The organism is Streptomyces sp. NPDC085937 (assembly GCF_044540535.1).
GTDB lineage: Bacteria > Actinomycetota > Actinomycetes > Streptomycetales > Streptomycetaceae > Streptomyces.
The window spans coordinates 1-22,999 of record NZ_JBITSH010000012.1; the positions used below are offsets into that span (position 1 = coordinate 1).

The 22,999-nt window shown below is 71.0% G+C and carries 15 protein-coding genes, 1 tRNA gene and 1 pseudogene; 10 read left to right on the plus strand and 7 right to left on the minus strand.

The window, feature by feature from the left end; translation table 11 throughout:
• The first annotated feature begins 155 nt into the window (after positions 1–155).
• Genes ACIF8S_RS23965 through ACIF8S_RS23980 form a run of 4 tightly spaced genes read left to right on the plus strand, consistent with a single transcriptional unit; the run spans position 156 to position 4,709 of the window.
• Positions 156–1,088: a branched-chain amino acid ABC transporter permease gene (locus ACIF8S_RS23965; protein ID WP_400001594.1), complete on the plus strand. Its 933-nt coding sequence runs from the start codon at positions 156–158 to the stop codon at positions 1,086–1,088.
• A 5-nt stretch (positions 1,089–1,093) separates the two neighbouring features.
• Positions 1,094–2,920, plus strand: coding sequence for a branched-chain amino acid ABC transporter permease (locus ACIF8S_RS23970; RefSeq protein WP_400001596.1), 1,827 nt, complete (start codon positions 1,094–1,096; stop codon positions 2,918–2,920).
• Between the two features lie 5 nt (positions 2,921–2,925).
• Positions 2,926–3,996: an ABC transporter ATP-binding protein gene (locus tag ACIF8S_RS23975; RefSeq protein ID WP_400001598.1), complete on the plus strand. Its 1,071-nt coding sequence runs from the start codon at positions 2,926–2,928 to the stop codon at positions 3,994–3,996.
• Positions 3,993–4,709, plus strand: a complete 717-nt coding sequence (locus tag ACIF8S_RS23980) for an ABC transporter ATP-binding protein (protein ID WP_400001599.1) — start codon at positions 3,993–3,995, stop codon at positions 4,707–4,709. The genes ACIF8S_RS23975 and ACIF8S_RS23980 overlap by 4 nt, the downstream gene beginning before the upstream one ends.
• Before the next feature lie 80 nt (positions 4,710–4,789).
• On the opposite strand, the gene ACIF8S_RS23985 is transcribed toward ACIF8S_RS23980, so the two are convergent.
• Positions 4,790–5,449 (minus strand): response regulator, encoded by a 660-nt coding sequence (locus ACIF8S_RS23985; RefSeq protein WP_349793681.1) that lies wholly within the window; start codon positions 5,447–5,449, stop codon positions 4,790–4,792.
• A gap of 100 nt (positions 5,450–5,549) precedes the next feature.
• Between ACIF8S_RS23985 and ACIF8S_RS23990 the strand changes: the two genes are divergently transcribed.
• Positions 5,550–5,624: transfer RNA gene (locus ACIF8S_RS23990), tRNA-Leu, on the plus strand.
• A 107-nt stretch (positions 5,625–5,731) separates the two neighbouring features.
• Positions 5,732–6,476 (plus strand): annotated as a pseudogene (locus ACIF8S_RS23995) (helix-turn-helix domain-containing protein).
• A gap of 16 nt (positions 6,477–6,492) precedes the next feature.
• On the opposite strand, the gene pyk reads toward ACIF8S_RS23995, so the two are convergent.
• A complete protein-coding gene (gene pyk, locus ACIF8S_RS24000; protein ID WP_400001602.1) occupies positions 6,493–7,929 on the minus strand; it encodes a pyruvate kinase in 1,437 nt (478 codons plus the stop codon).
• Between the two features lie 239 nt (positions 7,930–8,168).
• Here pyk and ACIF8S_RS24005 point away from each other — a divergent pair, with 239 nt between their 5' ends.
• Positions 8,169–9,977 (plus strand): bifunctional metallophosphatase/5'-nucleotidase, encoded by a 1,809-nt coding sequence (locus ACIF8S_RS24005; RefSeq protein ID WP_400001604.1) that lies wholly within the window; start codon positions 8,169–8,171, stop codon positions 9,975–9,977.
• A gap of 72 nt (positions 9,978–10,049) precedes the next feature.
• Here ACIF8S_RS24005 and pepN read toward each other — a convergent pair whose 3' ends face one another.
• From pepN to ACIF8S_RS24020, 3 genes are all read right to left on the minus strand, one after another.
• Complete coding sequence (gene pepN, locus ACIF8S_RS24010; protein WP_400001606.1) at positions 10,050–12,635, minus strand: aminopeptidase N; 2,586 nt, start codon at positions 12,633–12,635, stop codon at positions 10,050–10,052.
• Between the two features lie 48 nt (positions 12,636–12,683).
• Positions 12,684–13,226 carry a response regulator gene (locus tag ACIF8S_RS24015; RefSeq protein WP_349793672.1) on the minus strand — a complete coding sequence of 181 codons (543 nt, stop codon included), beginning with the start codon at positions 13,224–13,226 and terminating at the stop codon, positions 12,684–12,686.
• Between the two features lie 149 nt (positions 13,227–13,375).
• Entirely contained in the window at positions 13,376–13,714 is a 339-nt protein-coding gene (locus tag ACIF8S_RS24020; protein WP_024882496.1) for a chorismate mutase, read from the minus strand.
• 100 nt (positions 13,715–13,814) lie between these two features.
• On the opposite strand from ACIF8S_RS24020, the gene ACIF8S_RS24025 reads away from it, so the two are divergent.
• The 3 genes from ACIF8S_RS24025 (at position 13,815) to ACIF8S_RS24035 (ending at position 16,725) form a co-directional block, all read left to right on the plus strand.
• On the plus strand, positions 13,815–14,714 hold the full coding sequence (locus ACIF8S_RS24025) for a hypothetical protein (protein WP_400001608.1): 900 nt from the start codon (positions 13,815–13,817) through the stop codon (positions 14,712–14,714).
• Between the two features lie 173 nt (positions 14,715–14,887).
• Positions 14,888–15,814 (plus strand): rhomboid family intramembrane serine protease, encoded by a 927-nt coding sequence (locus tag ACIF8S_RS24030; RefSeq protein WP_400001610.1) that lies wholly within the window; start codon positions 14,888–14,890, stop codon positions 15,812–15,814.
• On the plus strand, positions 15,811–16,725 hold the full coding sequence (locus tag ACIF8S_RS24035; RefSeq protein WP_400001612.1) for a chitosanase: 915 nt from the start codon (positions 15,811–15,813) through the stop codon (positions 16,723–16,725). The genes ACIF8S_RS24030 and ACIF8S_RS24035 overlap by 4 nt, the downstream gene beginning before the upstream one ends.
• Positions 16,726–16,822: 97 nt before the next feature.
• Here ACIF8S_RS24035 and ACIF8S_RS24040 read toward each other — a convergent pair whose 3' ends face one another.
• Both ACIF8S_RS24040 and gltB read right to left on the minus strand, forming a co-directional pair.
• Positions 16,823–18,286 (minus strand): glutamate synthase subunit beta, encoded by a 1,464-nt coding sequence (locus ACIF8S_RS24040; RefSeq protein WP_400001613.1) that lies wholly within the window; start codon positions 18,284–18,286, stop codon positions 16,823–16,825.
• Entirely contained in the window at positions 18,279–22,877 is a 4,599-nt protein-coding gene (gene gltB / locus ACIF8S_RS24045) for a glutamate synthase large subunit (RefSeq protein WP_400001878.1), read from the minus strand. The genes ACIF8S_RS24040 and gltB overlap by 8 nt, the downstream gene beginning before the upstream one ends.
• Positions 22,878–22,999: the final 122 nt, after the last annotated feature.

Below are 22,999 nucleotides of genomic sequence, written 5' to 3' on the forward strand. Positions count from 1 at the left end.
GGCCTCGGCGGCCAGGGACTTGCCCGCATCTTACCCGGTTGAACACCCCCCCCCCCCCCCCCGGGGGCGGGGGGGGGGGGTGCCCCCGGGCCCCCCCCCCCGGACCCGGTTCCGGCCCATCCGTCGAACATTCCGAAAGTCTCGGAGGACATGCGGTGAACGAACTGCCGCAGCAGCTGGTCAACGGCCTGCTACTGGGATCCATGTACGGCCTGGTCGCCATCGGCTACACAATGGTCTACGGCATTGTCCAGCTCATCAACTTCGCCCACGGCGAGATCTTCATGGTCGGCGCCTTCGGCGCCATCACCGTGCACCTGTACGTCTTGCCGGACGGCACCTCCATGTGGGTCGCCCTGCCGCTCATGCTGCTCGGCGCCATGATCGTCTCGGTACTGGTCGCCATCGGAGCGGAACGGTTCGCCTACCGCCCGCTGCGCGGCGCCCCCCGTCTGGCCCCGCTCATCACCGCCATCGGACTCTCCCTCGCCCTCCAGCAGGCCGTCTGGGCCTTCTACCCCGAGGCCAAGTCCAAGCTGCCCTTCCCCCAGATCGAGGGCGGCCCCTTCACCATCGGCGGAGCCACCATCCAGACCGGTGACATCTTCCTGCTCGTCGCCGCGCCCGTCAGCATGGCCTTCCTGGCCTACTTCGTGATGCGCACCCGCACCGGCCGCGGCATGCAGGCCACCGCGCAGGACCCGGACACCGCCAAGCTCATGGGCGTCAACACCGACCGCATCATCGTGATCGCGTTCGCCCTCGGCGCCGTCTTCGCCGCCGTCGGCGGTGTCGCCAGCGGTCTGAAGTACGGCCAGATCGACTTCAAGATGGGCTTCATCCTCGGCCTCAAGGCCTTCACCGCGGCCGTGCTCGGCGGCATCGGCAACATCTACGGGGCCATGATCGGCGGTGTGGTCCTCGGCGTCGTCGAGACCCTGGCCACCGCCTACATCGCGGACATCCCCGGCCTGGACAAGTTCGGCAGCCAGTCCTGGGCCGAGGTCTGGGCCTTCATCCTCCTCATCCTCGTGCTCCTGTTCCGGCCACAGGGCCTGCTCGGCGAGCGCGTTGCGGACAGGGCGTGACACCGATGACCACACAGACCACCGCATCCGAGACCGTGGCCGCACCCGCCCCGAGCACCCCCTCCGGGCTCATCGGCATCCCCGCCCACCTCGGCCGCGCCCTCGCCACCGGCGGCAGCGTCCTCGCCGTCGTCTCGACCTTCCTCGCCTGGACCTGGACCGCCGAGTTCCCCGGCGACCTCACCGTCTACGGTTACCCCGGCGGACTGCAGGTCCTGGTCCTCGTCGGCGGCGCCCTCGCCACCCTGTTCTGCCTCGCCTCCTACGGCGTCAAGGGACTGCGCTGGCTCACCCCGGCCGGCGCCGACGCGGCCGTGAAGTACGCCGTCCTCGGCACCTTCGCCACCGCCTGGTACACCGTCGTCTCGATCAGCACCGAACTCGGGGGTGTCGTCAACCTCGAGCCCGGCGGCTACCTCGTCGCCGCCGCCACGCTCATAGCCCTCCTCGGCGCCCTGGCCCTCCCCTTCGAGCGGCCCGAGCCCGACCCGATCGACCCCGACGAGACCGGCTGGGAGCAGTTCAAGCACGACGTCGGCCACGCCATGGCCGTGCTCCGCGCCGCCCTCTCCTCCGGCAGCCCGCGCCCCCTGCGCACCCTGCCGTCCTACGCCGAGATCCTCGTCATCGTCGGCATCCTGGCGCTCGCCCTGGTCGTCTTCACCTACGGCATCGGCACCGAGTACGACGAGCTGTTCGTCGGCTTCCTGATCACCGCCGGCTTCGGCTTCAGCGCGCTGAACCGCTCCGGCCTGATCGCCCACGCCTCCCAGATCAGCGCACGCCACCAGAACATCACCGTCTGCGGCGCGTTCATCGCGGCGGCCCTGTTCCCCTTCACCCAGACCGACGACCAGTACGCCACCCTCGGCGTCTACATCCTCATCTTCGCCACCGTCGCCCTGGGCCTGAACATCGTCGTCGGCCTCGCCGGCCTGCTCGACCTCGGCTACGTCGCCTTCCTCGGCGTCGGCGCCTACGCGGCCGCACTCGTCTCCGGCTCCCCCAGCTCACCGTTCGGCGTGCACTTCCCCTTCTGGGCCGCCGTGCTCGTCGGCGCCGCCGCCTCGCTGATCTTCGGTGTGCTGATCGGCGCACCGACCCTGCGACTGCGCGGCGACTACCTCGCCATCGTCACCCTCGGCTTCGGTGAGATCTTCCGCATCGCCGTCAACAACACCGACGGCACCTCCGGACCGGACCTCACCAACGGCTCCAACGGCATCGCGTCCATCCCGGACCTGAACATCCTCGGCTTCGACCTCGGCATCGCACACGACATCGGCGGCTTCACCATCGGCCGGTTCGCGAACTACTTCTTCCTGATGCTGCTCATCACGGCCGTCGTCGTCCTCGTCTTCCGGCGCAGCGGCGACTCCCGCATCGGCCGCGCCTGGGTCGCCATCCGCGAGGACGAGACCGCCGCCCTCGCCATGGGCATCAACGGCTTCCGCGTGAAGCTCATCGCCTTCGCCGTGGGCGCCACCCTCGCCGGCCTCGCCGGAACGGTGCAGGCACACGTCACCTACACCGTGACCCCCGAGCAGTACCTGTTCGCCGGCACCACCCCGCCCAACTCCGCCTTCCTGCTCGCCGCGGTCGTGCTCGGCGGCATGGGCACCATCGCCGGACCCCTCCTCGGTGCGGCGCTGCTCTTCCTGATCCCCAACAAGCTCCAGTTCCTGGGCGACTACCAGCTCCTCGCGTTCGGTCTCGCGCTCGTGCTGCTGATGCGCTTCCGTCCCGAGGGCCTCATCCCCAACCGCCGCCGCCAGCTGGAGTTCCACGAAGAGGCCGACGCGCCCACAGTCCTGAGCAAGACGGGGGCCTGACCACCATGACCACCGACACCACCACCAAGGACACCGCCGCGGGCGCGTCCGACCCCGGCAGCGTCGTCCTCGACGCCCGCGGCGTCACCATGCGGTTCGGCGGCCTCACCGCCGTCCGGGACGTCGACCTCACCGTCCGCAGCGGCGAGATCGTCGGTCTCATCGGCCCCAACGGCGCCGGCAAGACCACCTTCTTCAACTGCCTCACCGGGCTGTACATCCCGACCGAGGGCGAGGTCCGCTACCAGGACAAGGTGCTGCCGCCCAAGTCCTTCAAGGTGACCGCCGCCGGCATCGCCCGCACCTTCCAGAACATCCGGCTGTTCGCCAACATGACGGTTCTGGAGAACGTGCTCGTCGGGCGGCACACCCGCACCAAGGAAGGCTTCTGGTCCGCCGTCCTGCGCGGACCCGGCTTCCACAAGGCGGAGGCCGCCTCCCGCGCCCGGGCCATGGAGCTGCTGGAGTTCGTCGGCCTCGCCGACAAGGCCGACCACCTCGCGCGCAACCTCCCCTACGGCGAGCAGCGCAAGCTGGAGATCGCCCGCGCCCTCGCCAGCGAACCGGGGCTGCTGCTCCTCGACGAACCCACCGCGGGCATGAACCCCCAGGAAACCCGGGCGGCCGAGGAACTCATCTTCGCCATCCGCGACCAGGGCACCGCGGTCCTCGTGATCGAGCACGACATGCGGTTCATCTTCAACCTCTGCGACCGGGTCGCCGTGCTCGTCCAGGGAGAGAAGCTGATCGAGGGCGACCCCGCGACCGTCCAGGGCGACGAACGCGTGATCGCCGCGTACATCGGTGAGCCCCTCGCGGACGACCCCGGTGCCGCCGAGGTCGCCGAGGTCGAGGCCGCCGAGGCGGCGGCCCAGGCGGCGGGCCGGCCCCAGGCGCCCGCCGGCACGGCCGGCTCCGGGCCGGCGGACGCAGGCACGGACGCCGCCGAGGCGGACGCCGAAGCGGAGACCGAGGCGAGCGCCGACGCCGACACGGACGCCGAGACAGAAGCACAGGCGCAGACGGAGGCCGAGGCCACCACCGACGCCGCGCCCGGCAAGGAGAACGACCGATGACCGCACTCCTCGAGGTCGAGGACCTGAAAGTCGCCTACGGCAAGATCCAGGCCGTCAAGGGCATCTCGTTCAGCGTCGAGGCCGGCGAAGTGGTCACCCTCATCGGCACCAACGGCGCCGGCAAGACCACCACCCTGCGCACGCTCTCCGGGCTCCTCAAGCCGGTCGGCGGCCAGATCAAGTTCAACGGCAGGTCGCTGAAGAAGATCCCCGCCCACAAGATCGTCTCTCTCGGGCTCGCCCACTCCCCCGAGGGGCGGCACATCTTCCCGCGCATGACGATCGAGGACAACCTGCGCCTCGGTGCCTTCCTGCGCAGCGACAAGGCGGGCATCGAACAGGACATCCAGCGCGCCTACGACCTCTTCCCTATCCTCGGGGAACGCCGCAAGCAGGCCGCCGGCACCCTCTCCGGCGGCGAGCAGCAGATGCTCGCCATGGGCAGGGCCCTGATGTCCCGGCCGCAGCTCCTCATGCTCGACGAGCCCTCCATGGGTCTGTCGCCGATCATGATGCAGAAGATCATGGCGACCATCGCCGAGCTGAAGTCCCAGGGCACCACCATCCTGCTCGTCGAGCAGAACGCCCAGGCCGCCCTCTCGCTGGCCGACCACGGCCACGTCATGGAGGTCGGCAACATCGTCCTGTCCGGCACCGGCCGGGACCTCCTCCACGACGAGTCGGTCCGCAAGGCCTACCTCGGCGAGGACTGAACCCGCAGGCGAAAGGCCCGCGCCCCCGGTCGGGGGGCGCGGGCCTTCGTCGTACCCGGGACCCCGGGCGGCGGCCCCGCTCAGCCGCCCTTCGCTGCCTTCTTCTCCTCGGCGTCGTCGATGACCGCCTGCGCGACCTGCTGCATCGACATCCGCCGGTCCATCGACGTCTTCTGGATCCACCGGAACGCCGCCGGCTCCGTCAGCCCGTACTGCGTCTGCAGCACCGACTTGGCGCGGTCCACCAGCTTGCGCGTCTCCAGACGCTGGCTCAGGTCGGCGACCTCGCGCTCCAGCTCCTTCAGCTCCGTGAACCGCGACACCGCCATCTCGATCGCGGGCACCACGTCGCTCTTGCTGAACGGCTTGACCAGGTACGCCATCGCACCCGCGTCCCGGGCCCGCTCCACCAGGTCGCGCTGCGAGAACGCGGTCAGCATCAGCACCGGGGCGATGGACTCCTCGGCGATCTTCTCGGCCGCGGAGATGCCGTCCAGCTTGGGCATCTTGACGTCGAGGATCACCAGGTCGGGGCGGTGCTCGCGCGCCAGCTCGACGGCCTGCTCACCGTCGCCGGCCTCGCCGACGACCGTGTACCCCTCCTCCTCGAGCATCTCTTTGAGATCGAGCCGGATCAGTGCCTCGTCCTCGGCGATGACGACGCGGGTCGTCATCGGCGGCACGTGCGACTTGTCGTCGTCGGGCACGTCTGCGGGCTGGGGCGACTCGGGGGCGCTCAACGTGGGCTCCTTGGTGCGAGGCAGAACTCTGCTGCCAAGAGCCTACCTAGCTGCGGTAAGGTAGGGGCGCGAGGGGGCGCCGCACCCCTTGCTTTCGAAGGCCCCAGTACTCCAACTGGTTAGAGAGGCCGCTCTCAAACAGCGGACAGTGTGGGTTCGAATCCCACCTGGGGCACTTTTTCCTTCGATCTCAAGGCTGACACGGATAGCGGATTTCCCCGTTCGCCTGAATCCCGTTGTTTCACCGGGTCCGGATGCGGCTCTCCGGCGATCGTGGGCCCTATGTACGACATCAGCACCCGCAGACGTGCTCTGGCACTGGTGGATCAGGGCCGGAGTCTGAGTTCCGTGAGCCGGGAGACCGGGATCTCGCGCTCCGCGCTCCGTGCTTGGCGGAACCGTCCGGACACCACGCCCACCCCGGAATCTCACCACCCCGGTCCCCCCCGCCTGTGCACGCGCGTACGCGTACCTGCTGGGCCTCTACCTGGGCGACGGATGCATCAGCGCCCATCCGCGCGGTGGCCATTACATGCGGATCGCCTGCGCGGACGCGTGGCCCGGCCTCATCGACGAGTGCCGTGAGGCCATCACCAGGGTGCGCCCGGCCGTGAAGGTCTCTCTCGTGCCGAAGCAGGGCTGCCGGATGGTGACGAGTTATTCGCGGCACTGGCCCGCACTGTTCCCCCAGCACGGGCCCGGGAAGAAGCACTTGCGTGACATCGTGCTCGAGGGCTGGCAGCAGAGCATTGTCGACGCCCACCCTTGGGAGTTCATCCGTGGCCTGATCCATTCGGACGGCTGCCGCACCGTCAATTGGGCGACTCGGGTGGTGGCCGGTGAGCGCAGATGCCACACGTATCCGCGGTACTTCTTCACCAATCTGTCGGCCGACATCATCGGTCTTTTCACGTCCGCACTCGACAGGGTGGGCGTCGAATGGGCTTGGGCCGGGGCCCGGAACATTTCCATCGCCCGCAAGGCGTCCGTCGCCCTGATGGACCTCCACGTGGGCCCCAAGTACTGACCGGGGCCCGGTGCCGTCACTTCGGGCTGTCGTCCTCGCCGATGTGGTGGACGCGGACCAGGTTGGTGGAGCCGGAGACCCCGGGCGGGGAGCCGGCGGTGATGACGACCGCGTCGCCCTTCGCGCAGCGTGCGTACCGCAGCAGCAGCTCGTCGACCTGGTCGACCATCGCGTCGGTGGACTCGACGTGCGGGCCCAGGAAGGTCTCCACGCCCCAGGTGAGGCTGAGCTGGGAGCGGGTGGCCGGGTCCGGGGTGAAGGCGAGCAGCGGGATCGGTGAGCGGTAGCGGGACAGACGGCGGGCGGTGTCGCCCGACTGGGTGAAGGCGACGAGGAAGCGGGCGCCGAGGAAGTCGCCCATCTCCGCGGCGGCGCGGGCGACCGCGCCGCCCTGGGTGCGGGGTTTGTTGTGCTCGGTCAGCGGTGGCAGGCCGCGGGCGAGGATGTCCTCCTCGGCGGCCTCGACGATGCGTGCCATGGTGCGGACGGTCTCGACGGCGTGCTTGCCGACGCTGGTCTCGCCGGAGAGCATGACGGCGTCGGTGCCGTCGATGACGGCGTTGGCGACGTCGGAGGCCTCGGCGCGGGTGGGCCGGGCGTTGTCGATCATCGAGTCGAGCATCTGGGTGGCGACGATGACCGGCTTGGCGTTGCGCCGGGCGAGTTTGACGGCGCGTTTCTGGACGATCGGCACCTGTTCGAGGGGCATTTCGACGCCGAGGTCGCCGCGGGCGACCATGATGCCGTCGAAGGCGGCGACGATCTCGTCGAGGTTGTCGACGGCCTGGGGCTTCTCGATCTTGGCGATGACGGGGAGCCGGCGGCCTTCCTCCTCCATGATGCGGTGGACGTCCTTGACGTCGCGTCCGCCGCGGACGAAGGAGAGGGCGACGACGTCGAATCCGGTGCGCAGCGCCCACCGCAGGTCGTCCTCGTCCTTCTTGGAGAGGGCGGGGACGGAGACGGCGACGCCGGGGAGGTTGAGGCCTTTGTGGTCGGAGACGACGCCGCCCTCGACGACGGTGGTGCGGACGCGGGGGCCGTCGACGGCGGTGACTTCGAGGGTGACCCTGCCGTCGTCGACGAGGATGCGTTCGCCGGGGGTGACGTCGTCGGCGAGGCCGGCGTGGGTGGTGCCGCAGAGGTGGCGGTCGCCTTCGACGCCGTCCTCGACGCTGATGGTGAAGGTGTCTCCGCGTTCGAGGAGTACCGGGCCCTCGGTGAAACGGCCCAGGCGGATCTTCGGGCCTTGGAGGTCGGCGAGGAGGCCCACGCTGCGGCCGGTCTCGTCGGCGGCCTTGCGCACCCTTCGGTACCGCTCCTCGTGCTGGGCGTGCTCGCCGTGGCTGAGGTTGAAGCGGGCCACGTCCATTCCGGCGTCGACCAGGTCCTTGATCTGGTCGTACGTGTCCGTCGCGGGCCCGAGGGTGCAGACGATTTTCGCTCGGCGCATGGTTCGACCCTAGGCCTTACTTGCCGGTAGCGATCTGGCGGCGCGTGACCACTCAACGTCGTGCGGGTGAGGGGCTCTTGACAAGTGTCGAAGTGTGCGCGGGGCCGCTCAGATGAGCGTGCGGGGCCGGTCATCGGATCGCAACCTGAGGGGTCTGTTCCGGGTCGACGTGTTCAGGTCAGAATCGTCGGGCGAATCTACGCGCGTTGTGCGCCGTCGTCGTACGAGGAGAACCTGACATGCCGTTGGACCGCCGGAAGTTCCTGAAGAAGTCCGCCGTCACGGGGGCGGGGGTGGCGCTGGCGGGTACGGTGGCCACTCCCGCGGCCGAGGCCGCAGCACCTGCGGGACGGGGGAAGAAGCCGGTGAAGCGGTACGCGCTGACCGTGATGGGCACGACCGACCTGCACGGGCACGTCTTCAACTGGGACTACTTCAAGGACGCCGAGTACCAGGACACGGACGGCAACGCCCAGGGGCTGGCGCGTGTGTCCACGCTGGTGGACCGGATCCGCAGGGAGCGGGGCCGGGAGAACACGCTGCTGCTGGACGCGGGCGACACCATCCAGGGCACGCCGCTGACGTACTACTACGCCAAGGTGGACCCGATCACCGCCAAGGGCGGCCCGGTGCACCCGATGGCGCAGGCGATGAACGCCATCGGGTACGACGCGGTGGCGCTCGGCAACCACGAGTTCAACTACGGCATCGAGACGCTGCGGAAGTTCGAGGAGCAATGCGACTTCCCGCTGCTCGGCGCCAACGCCGTGGACGCGAAGACGCTGAAGCCCGCCTTCCCTCCGTACTTCGTCAAGAAGTTCCACGTGAAGGGCGCGGCGCCGGTGAAGGTGGCGGTGCTGGGGCTGACCAACCCGGGCATCGCGATCTGGGACAAGGCGTACGTGCAGGGGAAGCTGACGTTCCCGGGTCTGGAGGAGCAGGCGGCGAAGTGGGTGCCGAAGCTGCGCTCGATGGGCGCGGACGTGGTCATCGTGTCGGCGCACTCGGGCACGTCCGGCACCTCCTCCTACGGTGACCAGCTGCCGCACGTGGAGAACGCGGCGGCGAACGTGGCGCGGCGGGTGCCGGGCATCGACGCCATCCTGGTCGGCCACGCGCACGCGGAGATCGCGGAGCTGCGGGTGACCAACGAGGAGACGGGCAAGGAGGTCGTGCTGTCGGAGCCGCTGTGCTACGCCGAGCGGCTGACCCTTTTCGACGTCGAGCTGACCTTCGAGCGGGGCCGCTGGCAGGTGGAGTCGGTCAAGGCGTCGCTGCGGGACGCGGCGACGGTGGAGGACGACCCGCGCATCACGCGGCTGCTGGGCGACGAGCACGCGCGGGTGGTGGCGTACGTCAACCAGGTGGTGGGGACGGCCACCGAGACGCTGACGACGGTGGAGGCGCGCTACAAGGACGCGCCGATCATCGACCTGATCAGCAAGGTGCAGGAGGACGTGGTCAGGGAGGCGCTGGCGGGCACGGAGTACGCGTCGCTGCCGGTGCTGTCGCAGGCGTCGCCGTTCTCGCGGACGAGCGAGATTCCGGCGGGCGAGGTGACCATCCGGGACCTCTCCAGCCTGTACGTGTACGACAACACGCTGGTCGCGAAGCTGCTGACGGGTGCTCAGGTGCGGGCGTACCTCGAGTACTCGGCGGAGTACTTCACGCAGACCGCGGCCGGCGCGCCGGTGGACGTCGACAAGCTGACGAACGCGGGCGGGCGTCCGGACTACAACTACGACTACGTGTCGGGCGTGAAGTACGACATCGACATCGCCCAGCCGGCCGGGTCGCGCATCAGGAACCTGACGTTCGACGGCGCCCCGGTGGACGACGCGCAGCGGTTCGTGTTCGCGGTGAACAACTACCGGGCGAACGGAGGCGGCGCGTTCCCGCACGTGGCGTCGGCGCAGGAGCTGTGGGCGGAGTCGACGGAGATCCGGACCCGGATCGCGGAGTGGGCGACGGCCAAGGGCGTGCTGGACCCGAAGGACTTCGCGTCGGAGGACTGGCGGCTGACCCGGGACGGCACGCCGGTGTTCTGACCGTCCGGGGTACGGCATGTGGGGGCGCCGCCGGTTCGTCCGGCGGCGCCCCCGCGGCGTTCCCGTCCGCCGTCACGCCTCCTGGACGCGCAGGGCGCGGGCCAGGTCGTCGAGCTGGTCGGCCAGCTTGCGGCGCAGGGCGGGGATCGGGTCGGCCTTGCGCAGGCACTTCTCGCCGAGCCTCAGGGTCTCGGCGTCGACCGCGTGGGCGGGGAAGGCCCAGCGTCCGGCGGCCTCGGCGATGGCGGGGCCCCGGCGGGCGGCGACGGCGACGGCGTCCTTGAAGTAGCGCGCCACGTACGGGCGGACCAGTTCGGCCTGTTCGGGCTGCCAGAAGCCCTGGGCGGTGGCGGTGAACAGGTAGTTGGACAGGTCGTCGGAGGCGAACATGGCGTCCCAGGCACGGGCCTTGGCGTCCGGGTCGGGCAGTGCGGCCCGGCAGCGGGCGGCGCCCTCCTGGCCGGTGGCGCTGGGGTCGCGGCGCAGTTCCTCGGCGATGTCGGTCTCGGTGACGGCGCCGAGCGTGGCGAGCCGGGCGAGGACGCGCCAGCGCAGTTCGGGGTCGAGTTCCGGGCCTCCGGGGACGGTGCCCTCGGTGAGCCAGGCGGCGACGGGTTCGGGGTGGGCGGCGGCGTCGATGGAGTGGCGCACGGCGACCAGGCGCAGGCCGGGGTGGTCGCCGTCCTCGGTGCGGCGGATGAGGTCGCGGCACAGGTCGGTGAGGGTGGCGAGCGCGGCCGGCCGTCGGTCGGGGCTCAGGTAGCGGTCGGCGACGTGTCCGGAGGCGAAGGCGAGGACGCCCTGGACGAGGGCGACGTCGGTCTCGTGGGGCAGGTGGGCGCGGGCGATGTCGAGGTAGTCGGCGGCGGGCAGCTCGCCGTCCCGTACGGCGTCCCGGAGCGCGTTCCACACGACGGCGCGGGTGAGCGGGTCCGGCAGGCCGGACAGGTGGGTGCGCAGGGTGGCCAGGGACCTGGTGTCGAAGCGGATCTTGGCGTAGGTGAGGTCGCCGTCGTTGAGGACGACGAGGGCGGGGCGGGTGCCGCCGGTGCCGAGGGAGACGGTCCCGTCGGCGGGGACGTCGGCGTCGATGCGCTCGCGTGGGGCGAGGTGTCCCGCGTCGTGCAGGTCGCGGTCGTAGACGCCGATGGTGATGCGGTGCGGGCGCCCGACGCCGTCCCGGTCGGGGGTGGTGCCGTCGGCGGGCGCGGGGCGGACGTCGCCCAGGTTGCGGACGGCGAGGGTCCAGGAGCCGGACTCGCCGCCGCGCACCTCCGGGACGAGGGTGTCGACGCCGGTGGTGCGCAGCCAGGCGTCGGCCCAGGCGTGCACGTCGCGTTCGGTGGCGGCGGCCAGCGAGTCGATGAACTCGGCGAGTCCGGCGTTGCCGAAGCGGTGGCGCTCGAAGTGGATGTTGATGCCGGTGAGGAAGTCCTTCTCGCCGAGCCAGGCGACGAGCTGGCGCAGCGCGGAGGCGCCCTTGGCGTAGGAGATGCCGTCGAAGTTGAGCAGGGCGGAGGCGGTGTCCTCGACGTGCTCCGGGGCGACGGGGTGGGTGGAGGGCCGCTGGTCGGCGTCGTAGCCCCAGGCCTTGCGGGAGACGCCGAAGTCGGTCCAGGTGTCGGTGCCGCGCCAGCGGGGCGGCTGTCCGCCGGGGCTCGCGGGGGTGACCTCGTTGAGGGTCTGGTAGCCCATGTACTCGGCGAAGGACTCGTTGAGCCAGATGTCGTCCCACCAGCGCAGGGTGACGAGGTCGCCGAACCACATGTGGGCCATCTCGTGGGCGACGACCATGGCGCGGGTCTGCCGCTCGGTGTCGGTGACGGCGGAGCGGTAGACGAACTCGTCCCGGAAGGTGACCAGTCCGGGGTTCTCCATGGCGCCCGCGTTGAACTCGGGGACGAAGGCCTGGTCGTAGGAGTCGAAGGGGTACGGCTCCTCGAACTTCTCGTGGTAGCGGTCGAAGCAGGCGCGGGTGATGTCGAGCAGTTCCTCGGCGTCCGTGTCCAGGTACGGGGCCAGGGAGCGGCGGCAGTGCAGGCCGAAGGGCAGGCCGCGGTGCTCGGTGCGCACGGAGTGCCAGGGGCCGGCGGCGACGGCCACGAGATAGGTGGAGATCAGCGGGGTGGGGGCGGCCTTCCACACGCCGCCGCCGGTGTGCTCGGTGACGCCGTTGGCGAGGACCGTCCAGGTGTCGGGCGCGGTGACGGTGAGGTCGAAGACGGCCTTGAGGTCGGGCTGGTCGAAGGCGGCGAAGACGCGCTGCACGTCGTCCAGGAAGAGCTGGGTGTAGACGTAGGTCTCGCCGTCGGTGGGGTCGGTGAAGCGGTGCATGCCCTCGCCGGTGCGGGAGTAGTGCATGCGCGCGTCGACCAGCAGCTCGTGCTCGCCGGCGGTGAGGTTCTTCAGCGGAAGCCGGCCGTCGTCGAGGAGGGCGGGATCCAGGGGCTGTCCGTCGAGCGTGACGGTGCGCAGCTCGGCGGGCTTGATCTCGACGAAGGTGTCCGCGTCGGTGCGGGCGCTGAACCTGATGAGGGTGCGGGAGTCGAACGTCTCGTCCCCGGCGGTCAGGTCGAGGGCGATCGTGTAGCGGTGGACGTCGATGAGCTGTGCTCGGTTCTGCGCTTCGTCGCGCGTCAGTACGGACATGCACGCCATGCTGCCTGATGGCGTCGGCCGGGCACAGAGGAGGATGGGGTACGCGGCCTATGTCCGGTCCCCGCCGAGCTCCGCGGTGTGCGCCCCCGGGGGCTGTGCGGGAGGCACGTGCGCGCGCGGACGGGGCGGCGCGGGGCGTGCGGGCGGGGTGCCGTGTTCGTCGAGCCGGGCGCGCAGGGCGCGTATCTCGGCCTCCAGGGCGAGCCGCCGCTGGTGGGCGTCGTACAGGTGGCGCACCTTGGTGCGCAGGGCCCAGGGGTCGACGGGTGTGGTGACCAGGTCGGCCACGCCGAGGCGGTAGGCGGCGGCGCCGAGGCGGCGGTCGCGGGCGAAGCCGGTGAGCAGGACGACGGGGACGTGCCGGGTCTGTTCCAGGCGGCGCATGTGGCGCACGACGTCGAGCCCGCCCGTGCCGGGCAGGTGCGCGTCGAGCAGGAGCAGGCCGACGTTCCCGCGCAGCAGCTGCTTGAGCGCCTCGTCGCCGCTGGTGGCCCGGCCCAGCAGGTGGCCCAGCGGGGCCAGGGCGCTCTCCAGGGCGTACAGGGTGTCCTCGTGGTCGTCCACGAGGAGGATGCGGGCGGTGGGCGGCATGGCGCACGTCCTTCCCCCGTCAGGGTCCGGGTGTGGCTCCGGGCGCTGACGGACGGTGCTCGCCGGCGGACGAGGAGTGCACGGCGCAGCATGCACCGCGCGGGCCGCCCTGTCACTCCCCGCGGAGGAGGAGACGGTGTCCGCCGCGCTCAGGCCGTGCCGTTCGCGGTGTCGTCGGCGATGCGTTCGTGGTGGCGGATCACCTCGGCGATGATGAACGTCAGGAACTTCTCCGCGAAGGCCGGGTCGAGTTTGGCGCTCTCGGCGAGGGCACGCAGCCGGGCGATCTGGCGGGCCTCGCGTCCGGGGTCGGCGGGTGGCAGCCGGTGCTCGGCCTTGAGCCGGCCCACCTGCTGGGTGCACTTGAAGCGCTCGGCGAGCATGTGGACGACGGCCGCGTCGATGTTGTCGATGCTGTCGCGCAGACGGGTCAGCTCGTCGAGGACGGCGGGGTCGGCGTCCGGGGTGGCGGCGTTGCTGGTGGTCATGGCGGTTCAGCCTACGGCCGGGCGGCCCCGGGCGCGGACGGGGCGGCGCCGGGGGCGGGCCCGTAGAGTGGAACGGGGTCCAGCGCGGCGGGGGTGCGACGTGGCGAACGGCGGGCCGGTGGAGCACGGTTACCCGCATCTGCGGACGGTGCGGGAGTCGGTCACGGCGCTGTACCGGCGCCTGTCGTACGACACGGTCCGCACCTTCTCGGTGAGCGTGGCACCGGCGGACGTGGCGTTCTGCGACACGGACGACCTGCATCTGGGGGCGCAGCGGGTGGCCCACGAGATGGTGGGGCACTACCGCCTGCCGGACGCGCGGCTGATCGTCGGGTTCCGTGAGATGACGCATGCGGCGAACGTGGAACTGACGGCGGGCCCGGAGTACTTCGTCGAGCTGAACGACCGGTTCCGTGACCATCGGCGGGACATCGGGGCGGCGCTGGCGCACGAGGTGGCGCACGTGTACCTGCACCGGCTGGGGCTGTCGTTCCCGTCGACGCGGGAGAACGAGATCCTCACGGACACCGCGGCGACGTACCTCGGCGCGGGCTGGCTGCTGCTGGACGCGTTCCGGGAGGACGGGGCGTCCTCGCAGAAGCTCGGGTACCTCACGCCTGAGGAGTTCGGCTACGTGCTGGCGAAGCGGTCCTTGCTGTTCGGCGAGGACCCGTCGGTGTGGTTCACCAGTGCGCAGGCGTACTCGGCGTACCGGGAGGGCATGGCGCTGGCGCGGCGCGACGCGGAGCAGCCGCCGCTGTGCTCCGCGGGGTGGGCCGGGCGGCGCCGGTACGCGCGGGACCGGCGGCACGCCCTGGGGCACGCGGAGGCGGCCGGGCCGGGGCGGGAGACGCCGTACCGGTTCTCGGCGGACGGCGACGGGCCGCTGCGGGTGTCGTTCCCGTGTCCCACCTGCCACCAGCGGATCCGGGTCCCGGTGACGGGGCGTGTCCGGGCGCGGTGCGGTGTGTGCCGGACCGTCCTGGAGTGCGACACCTGAGGGCCGGGCCCCGCGCCACCGCGCCACCCCTGCAACGACCGCCACAGAAGCGGCATTTCACCCCGGTATTCGCTCATGTCTCAGGTGTTCGCTATTTTGTTCGCCGCTGTCGTCGTGTGCGCCGCCGTCCCCGCCGGCCCGTTTCTGTCCCGACCCCGCCGAGGAGCAGGCCTGTGGAGCCCGAGTCCGTCGTCACCACCTGTTACCGCCATCCGCGGGTCGAGTGTCACGTCCGCTGTGTCCGCTGCGACCGGTACATCTGCCCCGACTGCATGCGCGAGGCGGCCGTGGGCCACCAGTGCCCGGAGTGCGTGCGGGAGGGCGCCCGGTCGATGCGGCAGGCGCGCACCCTGGTGGGCGGCCGGGTCTCGGCCGTGCCCGTCGCGACGTACGTGCTGATCGTCCTGAACGTGCTGGCGTACCTGGCGGAGGTGGTCCGGCCGGAGGTCGTGGACCGGTTCGCGATGCTGGGCGCGGGGCTGGCCGGCCCGGACGGCGGTCACTACCTGTGGACCGACGCGTACCCCCCGGGCTTCGCCCCCGAAGGGCTGGCGGGCGGTGAGTGGTACCGGCTGCTGACCGGCGCGTTCCTGCACCTGCCGCCCACGGAGGGCACCTTCGGCGTCCTCCACCTGGTGATGAACATGGTGGCCCTGTGGAACCTGGGCCGGATGGTCGAGCCGATGCTGGGCCGCCTGCACTACCTCACCCTGTACCTGCTGTCCGCGCTGGGCGGTTCGGTGCTGGTGCTGCTGATCGCGCCCTCGGACCCCACGGTCGGCGCGTCCGGTGCCCTGTTCGGCCTGGGGGCCTCCTACTACGTGATGGCCCGGCGGGTGGGCGCCGACATGGGCGGGGTGAACCGCCTCATGGGCGGACTGCTGCTGTGGCTGGTGGTGTCCGCGCTCTTCACCTCCTGGCAGGGCCACCTGGGCGGGCTGCTGACGGGCGGGCTGGTGGCCCTGGCGTTCGCGTACGCCCCCCGTGACGGCCGCCGGGCGGCGGTGCAGATCGGCGCGTGCGTGGGGCTGGCGGTGCTGCTGGCGGTCCTGACGGTGGTCAAGGTGTCCGAACTGACAGGTGGAGGGATCCCCCAGTGAAACGTGCCGGTGTGCTCTTCCTCGCGGGCGTCCCCGTGGTCGCCACGGCGGTGTACTTCGTCCTGCCGTCGGGGGCCGCGGACGCGCCGGCCGCCCCGACGTCGGTCGGTGCGCAGTCCTCCCGGGACGACGTGAAGGACCGCGCCGAGCAGGACCACGAGGAGCAGCGGGACAAGGACGACGAGATCATCGCCTCCCTGCCGCCCGGTCTGGCCGCCCCGGCGAAGAAGGAGCTGGCCCACAAGCTGGTGGCGAGCGCCGAGCACTCCACCACCGACTGGCGCTCCACCTACGGGATCATCGAGGACCGGGACGACGACTGCGGCTACACCGCGGGCATCATCGGTTTCTGCACCGGCACCCACGACCTGCTCACCCTGGTGGAGCACTACACGGAGAAGCACCCCGGGAACGGTCTCGCGCGCTATCTGCCCGCCCTGCGGAAGGTCGACGGCACGGACTCCCACGAGGGGCTGGACCCCGGCTTCACGGACGCCTGGAAGGCTGAGGCCGAGGTGCCGGAGTTCCGCGCGGCGCAGGAGGAGGAGCGCGACCGCGTCTACTTCGAACCGGCGGTGCGCCTGGCCAAGCTGGACGGCCTGGGCACCCTCGGCCAGTTCGTCTACTTCGACGCGATGGTCTTCCACGGCACGGGCACCGACGAGACCGGCTTCTACGCCCTGCGGGAGCGCGTGCTGAAGCAGGCGAAGACACCCGCCGCGGGGGGCGGCGAGAAGAAGTACCTGGGCGCCTTCCTCGACGTCCGCCGCGACACCATGCTCACCCGGTACCCGGACCGCGACACCTCCCGTGTCGACACCGCGCAGCGCCGCTTCCTCCAGGCCGGGAACCTGGACCTTGCCACCCCGCTGACCTGGGAGATGTACGGGGACCACTACACCCTGTCCTGAACGTGTTCGCGGCGCCTGCCCAGTCGGTCCGGTCGGGGACTGGCGGGCAGGCGCCGCGGTGTTCCGCACGCCTTTGTGCGGGACGTCTCGGGGTGGGTCAGACCGCCAGGGCGCGGTCCGTCGGGCGGATCGGGGCGGGCAGCGCGCTGGCCCCGGTGAGGAAGCGGTCGCAGCCCTGGGCGGCCGAGCGGCCCTCGGCGATCGCCCACACGATGAGCGACTGGCCGCGGCCGGCGTCACCGGCGACGAACACACCCGGCACGTTGGTCTGGAAGTCGCCGTCGCGGGCGATGTTGCCGCGCGCGTCCAGCTCCAGGCCGAACTGCTCGACCAGGCCGTTGTCCCGGTCGGTGCCGGTGAAGCCCATGGCCAGGGTGACCAGCTGCGCGGGGATCTTGCGCTCGGTGCCCGGCTTCTGGGTCAGCTTGCCGTCGACGAACTCCACCTCGGTCAGGTGCAGCCACTGGACGTTGCCGTCCTCGTCGCCCTCGAAGTGGGTGGTGGAGACGGAGTAGACCCGCTCACCGCCCTCCTCGTGGGCGCTGGTGACCTTGTACAGCATGGGGAAGGTCGGCCAGGGCTGGGCGAGGGGGTCCCGGTCGTCGTTCGGGCGGGGCATGATCTCCAGCTGGGTGACCGAGGCGGCGCCCTGGCGGTGGGCGGTGCCCACGCAGTCGGCGCCGGTGTCGCCGCCGCCGATCACGACGACGTGCTTGCCCTCGGCGGTGATCGGCGGGGAGACGTAGTCGCCCTCCTGCACCTTGTTGGCCAGCGGCAGGTACTCCATGGCCTGGTGGATGCCGTTGAGCTCGCGGCCCGGCACCGGCAGGTCGCGCGCGGTGGTCGCGCCGACCGCGAGGACGACGGCGTCGTACCGCTTGCGCAGCGCGGTCGCCGGCATGTCGCGGCCGATCTCGATGCCGGTGCGGAACTTGGTGCCCTCCGCGCGCATCTGCTCGATGCGGCGGTTGATGTGCCGCTTCTCCATCTTGAACTCGGGGATGCCGTACCGCAGGAGGCCGCCGATGCGGTCGGCCCGCTCGTAGACGGCGACGGTGTGGCCGGCCCGGGTCAGCTGCTGGGCGGCGGCCAGGCCCGCGGGGCCCGAGCCGACGACCGCGACGGTCTTGCCGGACAGCCGCTCGGGGATCTGCGGGGCGACGTCACCGGTCTCCCACGCCTTGTCGATGATCGAGACCTCGACGTTCTTGATGGTGACCGGCGGCTGGTTGATGCCGAGCACGCACGCCGACTCGCACGGGGCGGGGCACAGCCGCCCGGTGAACTCGGGGAAGTTGTTCGTGGCGTGCAGCCGGTCGCTGGCCGCGCCCCAGTCCTCGCGGTAGGCGTAGTCGTTCCACTCGGGGATGAGGTTCCCGAGCGGACAGCCGTTGTGGCAGAACGGGATGCCGCAGTCCATGCAGCGGCTGGCCTGCTTGCTGATGATCGGCAGCAGGGAGCCGGGGACGTAGACCTCGTTCCAGTCCTTCTTGCGCTCCTCGACCGGGCGGGGCGTGGCGACCTCGCGGCCGTGGTTCAGGAAGCCCTTCGGGTCAGCCATTGATCGCCGCCTCCATCATCTTCTCGGTGATCTCGGTCTCGGACAGACCGGCTCGCTCGGCGGCGTCCTTGGCGGCGAGCACTGCCTTGTACGTGCTGGGGATGATCTTGCTGAAGCGCTCCACGGCGGTGTCCCAGTCGGCGAGCAGCTTCTCGGCGACGGTGGAACCCGTCTCCTCCTGGTGCCGGCGGACCACGTCGTGCAGCCACTGCCTGTCGGCGTCGTCCAGCGCCTCGACGGAGCCGGCGTTGCCCGCGTTGACGTTGTCCCGGTCGAGGTCGATGACGTAGGCGACGCCGCCGGACATGCCGGCCGCGAAGTTGCGCCCGGTCTCGCCGAGGACGACCGCGTGGCCGCCCGTCATGTACTCGCAGCCGTGGTCGCCCACGCCCTCGGAGACGACCAGCGCGCCGGAGTTGCGGACGCAGAACCGCTCACCGGTCTTGCCGCGCAGGAACATCTCGCCGCCGGTGGCGCCGTAGGCGAGGGTGTTGCCCGCGATGACGCTGTACTCGGCGAGGTGGTCGGCCGCCCGGTCGGGCCGCACGACGATCCGGCCGCCGGACAGGCCCTTGCCGACGTAGTCGTTGGCGTCGCCCTCCAGGCGCAGCGTGACACCGCGCGGGACGAAGGCGCCGAACGACTGGCCGGCGGAGCCGGTGAAGGTGATGTCGATGGTGTCGTCGGGCAGGCCCGCGCCACCGAACTTCTTGGTCACCTCGTGGCCGAGCATGGTGCCGACCGTGCGGTTGATGTTGCGGATGGCGACCTGGGCGCGCACCGGCTGGGCGTCCTCGGCGCCGGTGGCGGAGAGCGCGTCGGCGGCGAGCTTGATCAGCTCGTTGTCGAGCGCCTTCTCCAGGCCGTGGTCCTGGGCGACGACCCGGTGGCGGACGGCGCCCTCGGGCAGCTCGGGCACGTGGAACAGCGGCTCGAGCTCCAGGCCCTGCGCCTTCCAGTGGTCGACCGCGCGGGTCACGTCGAGGACCTCGGCGTGGCCGACGGCCTCCTCGATGGAGCGGAAGCCCAGCTCGGCCAGCAGCTCGCGGACCTCCTGCGCGATGAACCGGAAGAAGTTCACCACGTACTCGGCCTTGCCCGTGAAGCGGTCGCGCAGCACCGGGTTCTGGGTGGCGATGCCGACCGGGCAGGTGTCCAGGTGGCAGACGCGCATCATGACGCAGCCGGAGACCACCAGCGGGGCGGTGGCGAAGCCGAACTCCTCGGCGCCGAGCAGCGCGGCGATCACCACGTCACGGCCGGTCTTCAGCTGGCCGTCGGTCTGCACGACGATGCGGTCGCGCAGGCCGTTGAGCAGCAGGGTCTGCTGGGTCTCGGCGAGACCGAGCTCCCAGGGGCCGCCCGCGTGCTTGAGCGAGGTCAGCGGCGAGGCACCGGTGCCGCCGTCGTGGCCGGAGATCAGCACGACGTCCGCGTGGGCCTTGGAGACACCCGCGGCGACGGTGCCGACGCCGACCTCGGAGACCAGCTTGACGTGAATGCGCGCCTGGGGGTTGGCGTTCTTCAGGTCGTGGATCAGCTGGGCGAGGTCCTCGATGGAGTAGATGTCGTGGTGCGGCGGCGGGGAGATGAGCCCCACGCCCGGCGTGGAGTGCCGGGTCTTCGCCACCCACGGGTAGACCTTGTGGCCGGGCAGCTGGCCGCCCTCGCCGGGCTTGGCGCCCTGGGCCATCTTGATCTGGATGTCGTCGGAGTTGACCAGGTACTCGGAGGTCACGCCGAAGCGGCCGGAGGCGACCTGCTTGATGGACGACCGGCGGGCCGGGTCGTACAGGCGCTCCGGGTCCTCGCCGCCCTCACCGGTGTTGGACTTGCCGCCCAGCTGGTTCATGGCGATGGCGAGGGTCTCGTGCGCCTCCTGCGAGATGGAGCCGTACGACATGGCGCCGGTGGAGAAGCGCTTGACGATCTCGGAGACCGGCTCGACCTCCTCCACGGGGATCGGGCCCCGGCCCGGCTTGAAGCCGAACAGGCCGCGCAGCGTCATCAGCCGCTCGGACTGCTCGTTCACCCGCTCCGTGTACTTCTTGAAGATCTCGTAGCGGCCGGAGCGCGTGGAGTGCTGGAGACGGAAGACCGTTTCCGGGTCGAACAGGTGCGGCTCGCCCTCGCGGCGCCACTGGTACTCGCCGCCGATGTCCAGGGCGCGGTGCGCCGGGGCGATGCCGGAGGCGGGGTACGCCTTGGCGTGGCGGGCGGCGACCTCCTTGGCGATCACGTCGATGCCGACGCCGCCGATCTTGCTGGTGGTGCCGTTGAAGTACTTCTCCACGAAGCCCTCCTCGAGACCGACGGCCTCGAAGACCTGGGCGCCGCGGTAGGAGGCGACGGTGGAGATGCCCATCTTGGACATCACCTTCAGCACGCCCTTGCCGAGGGCGTAGATGAGGTTGCGGATGGCCTTCTCGGGCTCGACGCCCGGCAGGAAGGTACCGGCGCGGACCAGGTCCTCGACCGACTCCATCGCCAGGTACGGGTTGACCGCGGCGGCGCCGTAGCCGATGAGCAGGGCCACGTGGTGGACCTCACGGACGTCGCCGGCCTCGACCAGCAGGCCCACCTGGGTGCGCTGCTTGGTGCGGATGAGGTGGTGGTGGACGGCCGCGGTGAGGAGCAGCGACGGGATCGGCGCGTGCTCGGCGTCGGAGTGCCGGTCGGACAGGACGATCAGGCGGGCGCCGTTCTCGATGGCGGCGTCGGCCTCGGCGCAGATGTCCTCGATTCGGGCGGCGAGGGCCTCGCCGCCGCCGGCCACCCGGTAGAGGCCGGAGAGGGTCGCGGCCTTGAAGCCGGGCATGTCGCCGTCGGCGTTGATGTGGATGAGCTTGGCCAGCTCGTCGTTGTCGATCACCGGGAAGGGCAGGGTGACGCTGCGACACGCCGCGGCCGTCGGCTCCAGCAGGTTGCCCTGCGGGCCGAGGGAGGAGCGCAGCGAGGTGACCAGCTCCTCGCGGATGGCGTCCAGCGGCGGGTTGGTGACCTGCGCGAACAGCTGGGTGAAGTAGTCGAACAGCAGCCGCGGGCGCTCGCTGAGCGCGGCGATCGGCGAGTCAGTGCCCATGGAGCCGATGGGCTCGGCGCCGGCCTTGGCCATCGGGGCGAGGATGACGCGCAGCTCCTCCTCGGTGTACCCGAAGGTCTGCTGCCGGCGGGTGACCGAGGCGTGGGTGTGCACGATGTGCTCGCGCTCGGGCAGGTCGCTCAGCTCGATCTCGCCGGCCTCGAGCCACTCGGCGTAGGGGTGCTCGGCGGCGAGGGCGGCCTTGATCTCGTCGTCCTCGATGATGCGGTGCTCGGCGGTGTCCACGAGGAACATGCGGCCGGGCTGGAGGCGGCCCTTGCGGACGACCTTCGCCGGGTCGATGTCGAGGACGCCGACCTCGGAGCCGAGGACGACCAGGCCGTCGTCGGTGACCCAGTAGCGGCCGGGGCGCAGGCCGTTGCGGTCGAGCACGGCGCCGACCTGGGTGCCGTCGGTGAAGGTGACGCAGGCCGGGCCGTCCCAGGGCTCCATCATCGTGGAGTGGTACTGGTAGAAGGCGCGCCGGCTGGCGTCCATGGAGTCGTGGTTCTCCCACGCCTCCGGGATCATCATCAGCACGGAGTGCGGGAGCGAGCGGCCGCCCAGGTGCAGCAGTTCGAGCACCTCGTCGAACGAGGCGGAGTCCGAGGCGTCCGGGGTGCAGACCGGGAACGTGCGCTCCAGGTCCTTCGCCGTGCCGAACAGGTCGGACATCAGCTGGGACTCGCGGGCGCGCATCCAGTTGCGGTTGCCCTTGACGGTGTTGATCTCGCCGTTGTGCGCGACGAAGCGGTACGGGTGCGCCAGCGGCCACGACGGGAAGGTGTTCGTGGAGAACCGGGAGTGCACCAGCGCGATCGCGGAGGCGAAGCGGCGGTCGGACAGGTCCGGGAAGAAGGGCTCGAGCTGGCCGGTGGTCAGCATGCCCTTGTAGACGATGGTCCGCGCGGACAGCGACGGGAAGTAGACGCCCACCTCGCGCTCGGCGCGCTTGCGCAGCAGGAACGCCTTGCGGTCCAGGGCGATGTCCCGGCTGGTGCCGTCGGAGACGAAGAGCTGCCGGAAGACCGGCATGGTGGAGCGGGCGGTGGCGCCCAGCAGCTGGGGCGCGACCGGCACCTCGCGCCAGCCGAGCACGGTCAGCCCCTCGGCGGCGGCGATCTCCTCGATGCGGGCGACGGCGGCGTCCGTGCCCTCCCCGGGCAGGAAGGCGATGCCGGCGGCGTACCCGCCCGCCTCGGGCAGGTCGAAACCGGCCACCTCACGGAAGAAGGCGTCCGGGATCTGGGACAGGATGCCCGCTCCGTCGCCGGAGTCCGGCTCGGAGCCGGTGGCACCGCGGTGCTCCAGGTTGCGCAGGACCGTGAGGGCCTGGTCGACCAGGGTGTGGGACGCCTCGCCGGTGAGGGTGGCGACGAAGCCGACGCCGCAGGCGTCGTGCTCGTTGCGGGGGTCGTACATACCCTGCGCAGCAGGGCGAGCATCCATGAACGACCAGCTCGTGCGGTCGTTCGAGGAATGCTGGGACGGCTGGCGCGGCGTACGCATCGGCTCTCCCGTCGTCGTCATGTGGCATGTGCGTGCCGAGGGACGACGTTGGCCCTCTGCGTGGCTAAATTTCGTGCAGGTTACATGATGGAACGACTCTCGGGAACCGGGACTTCCGTTCC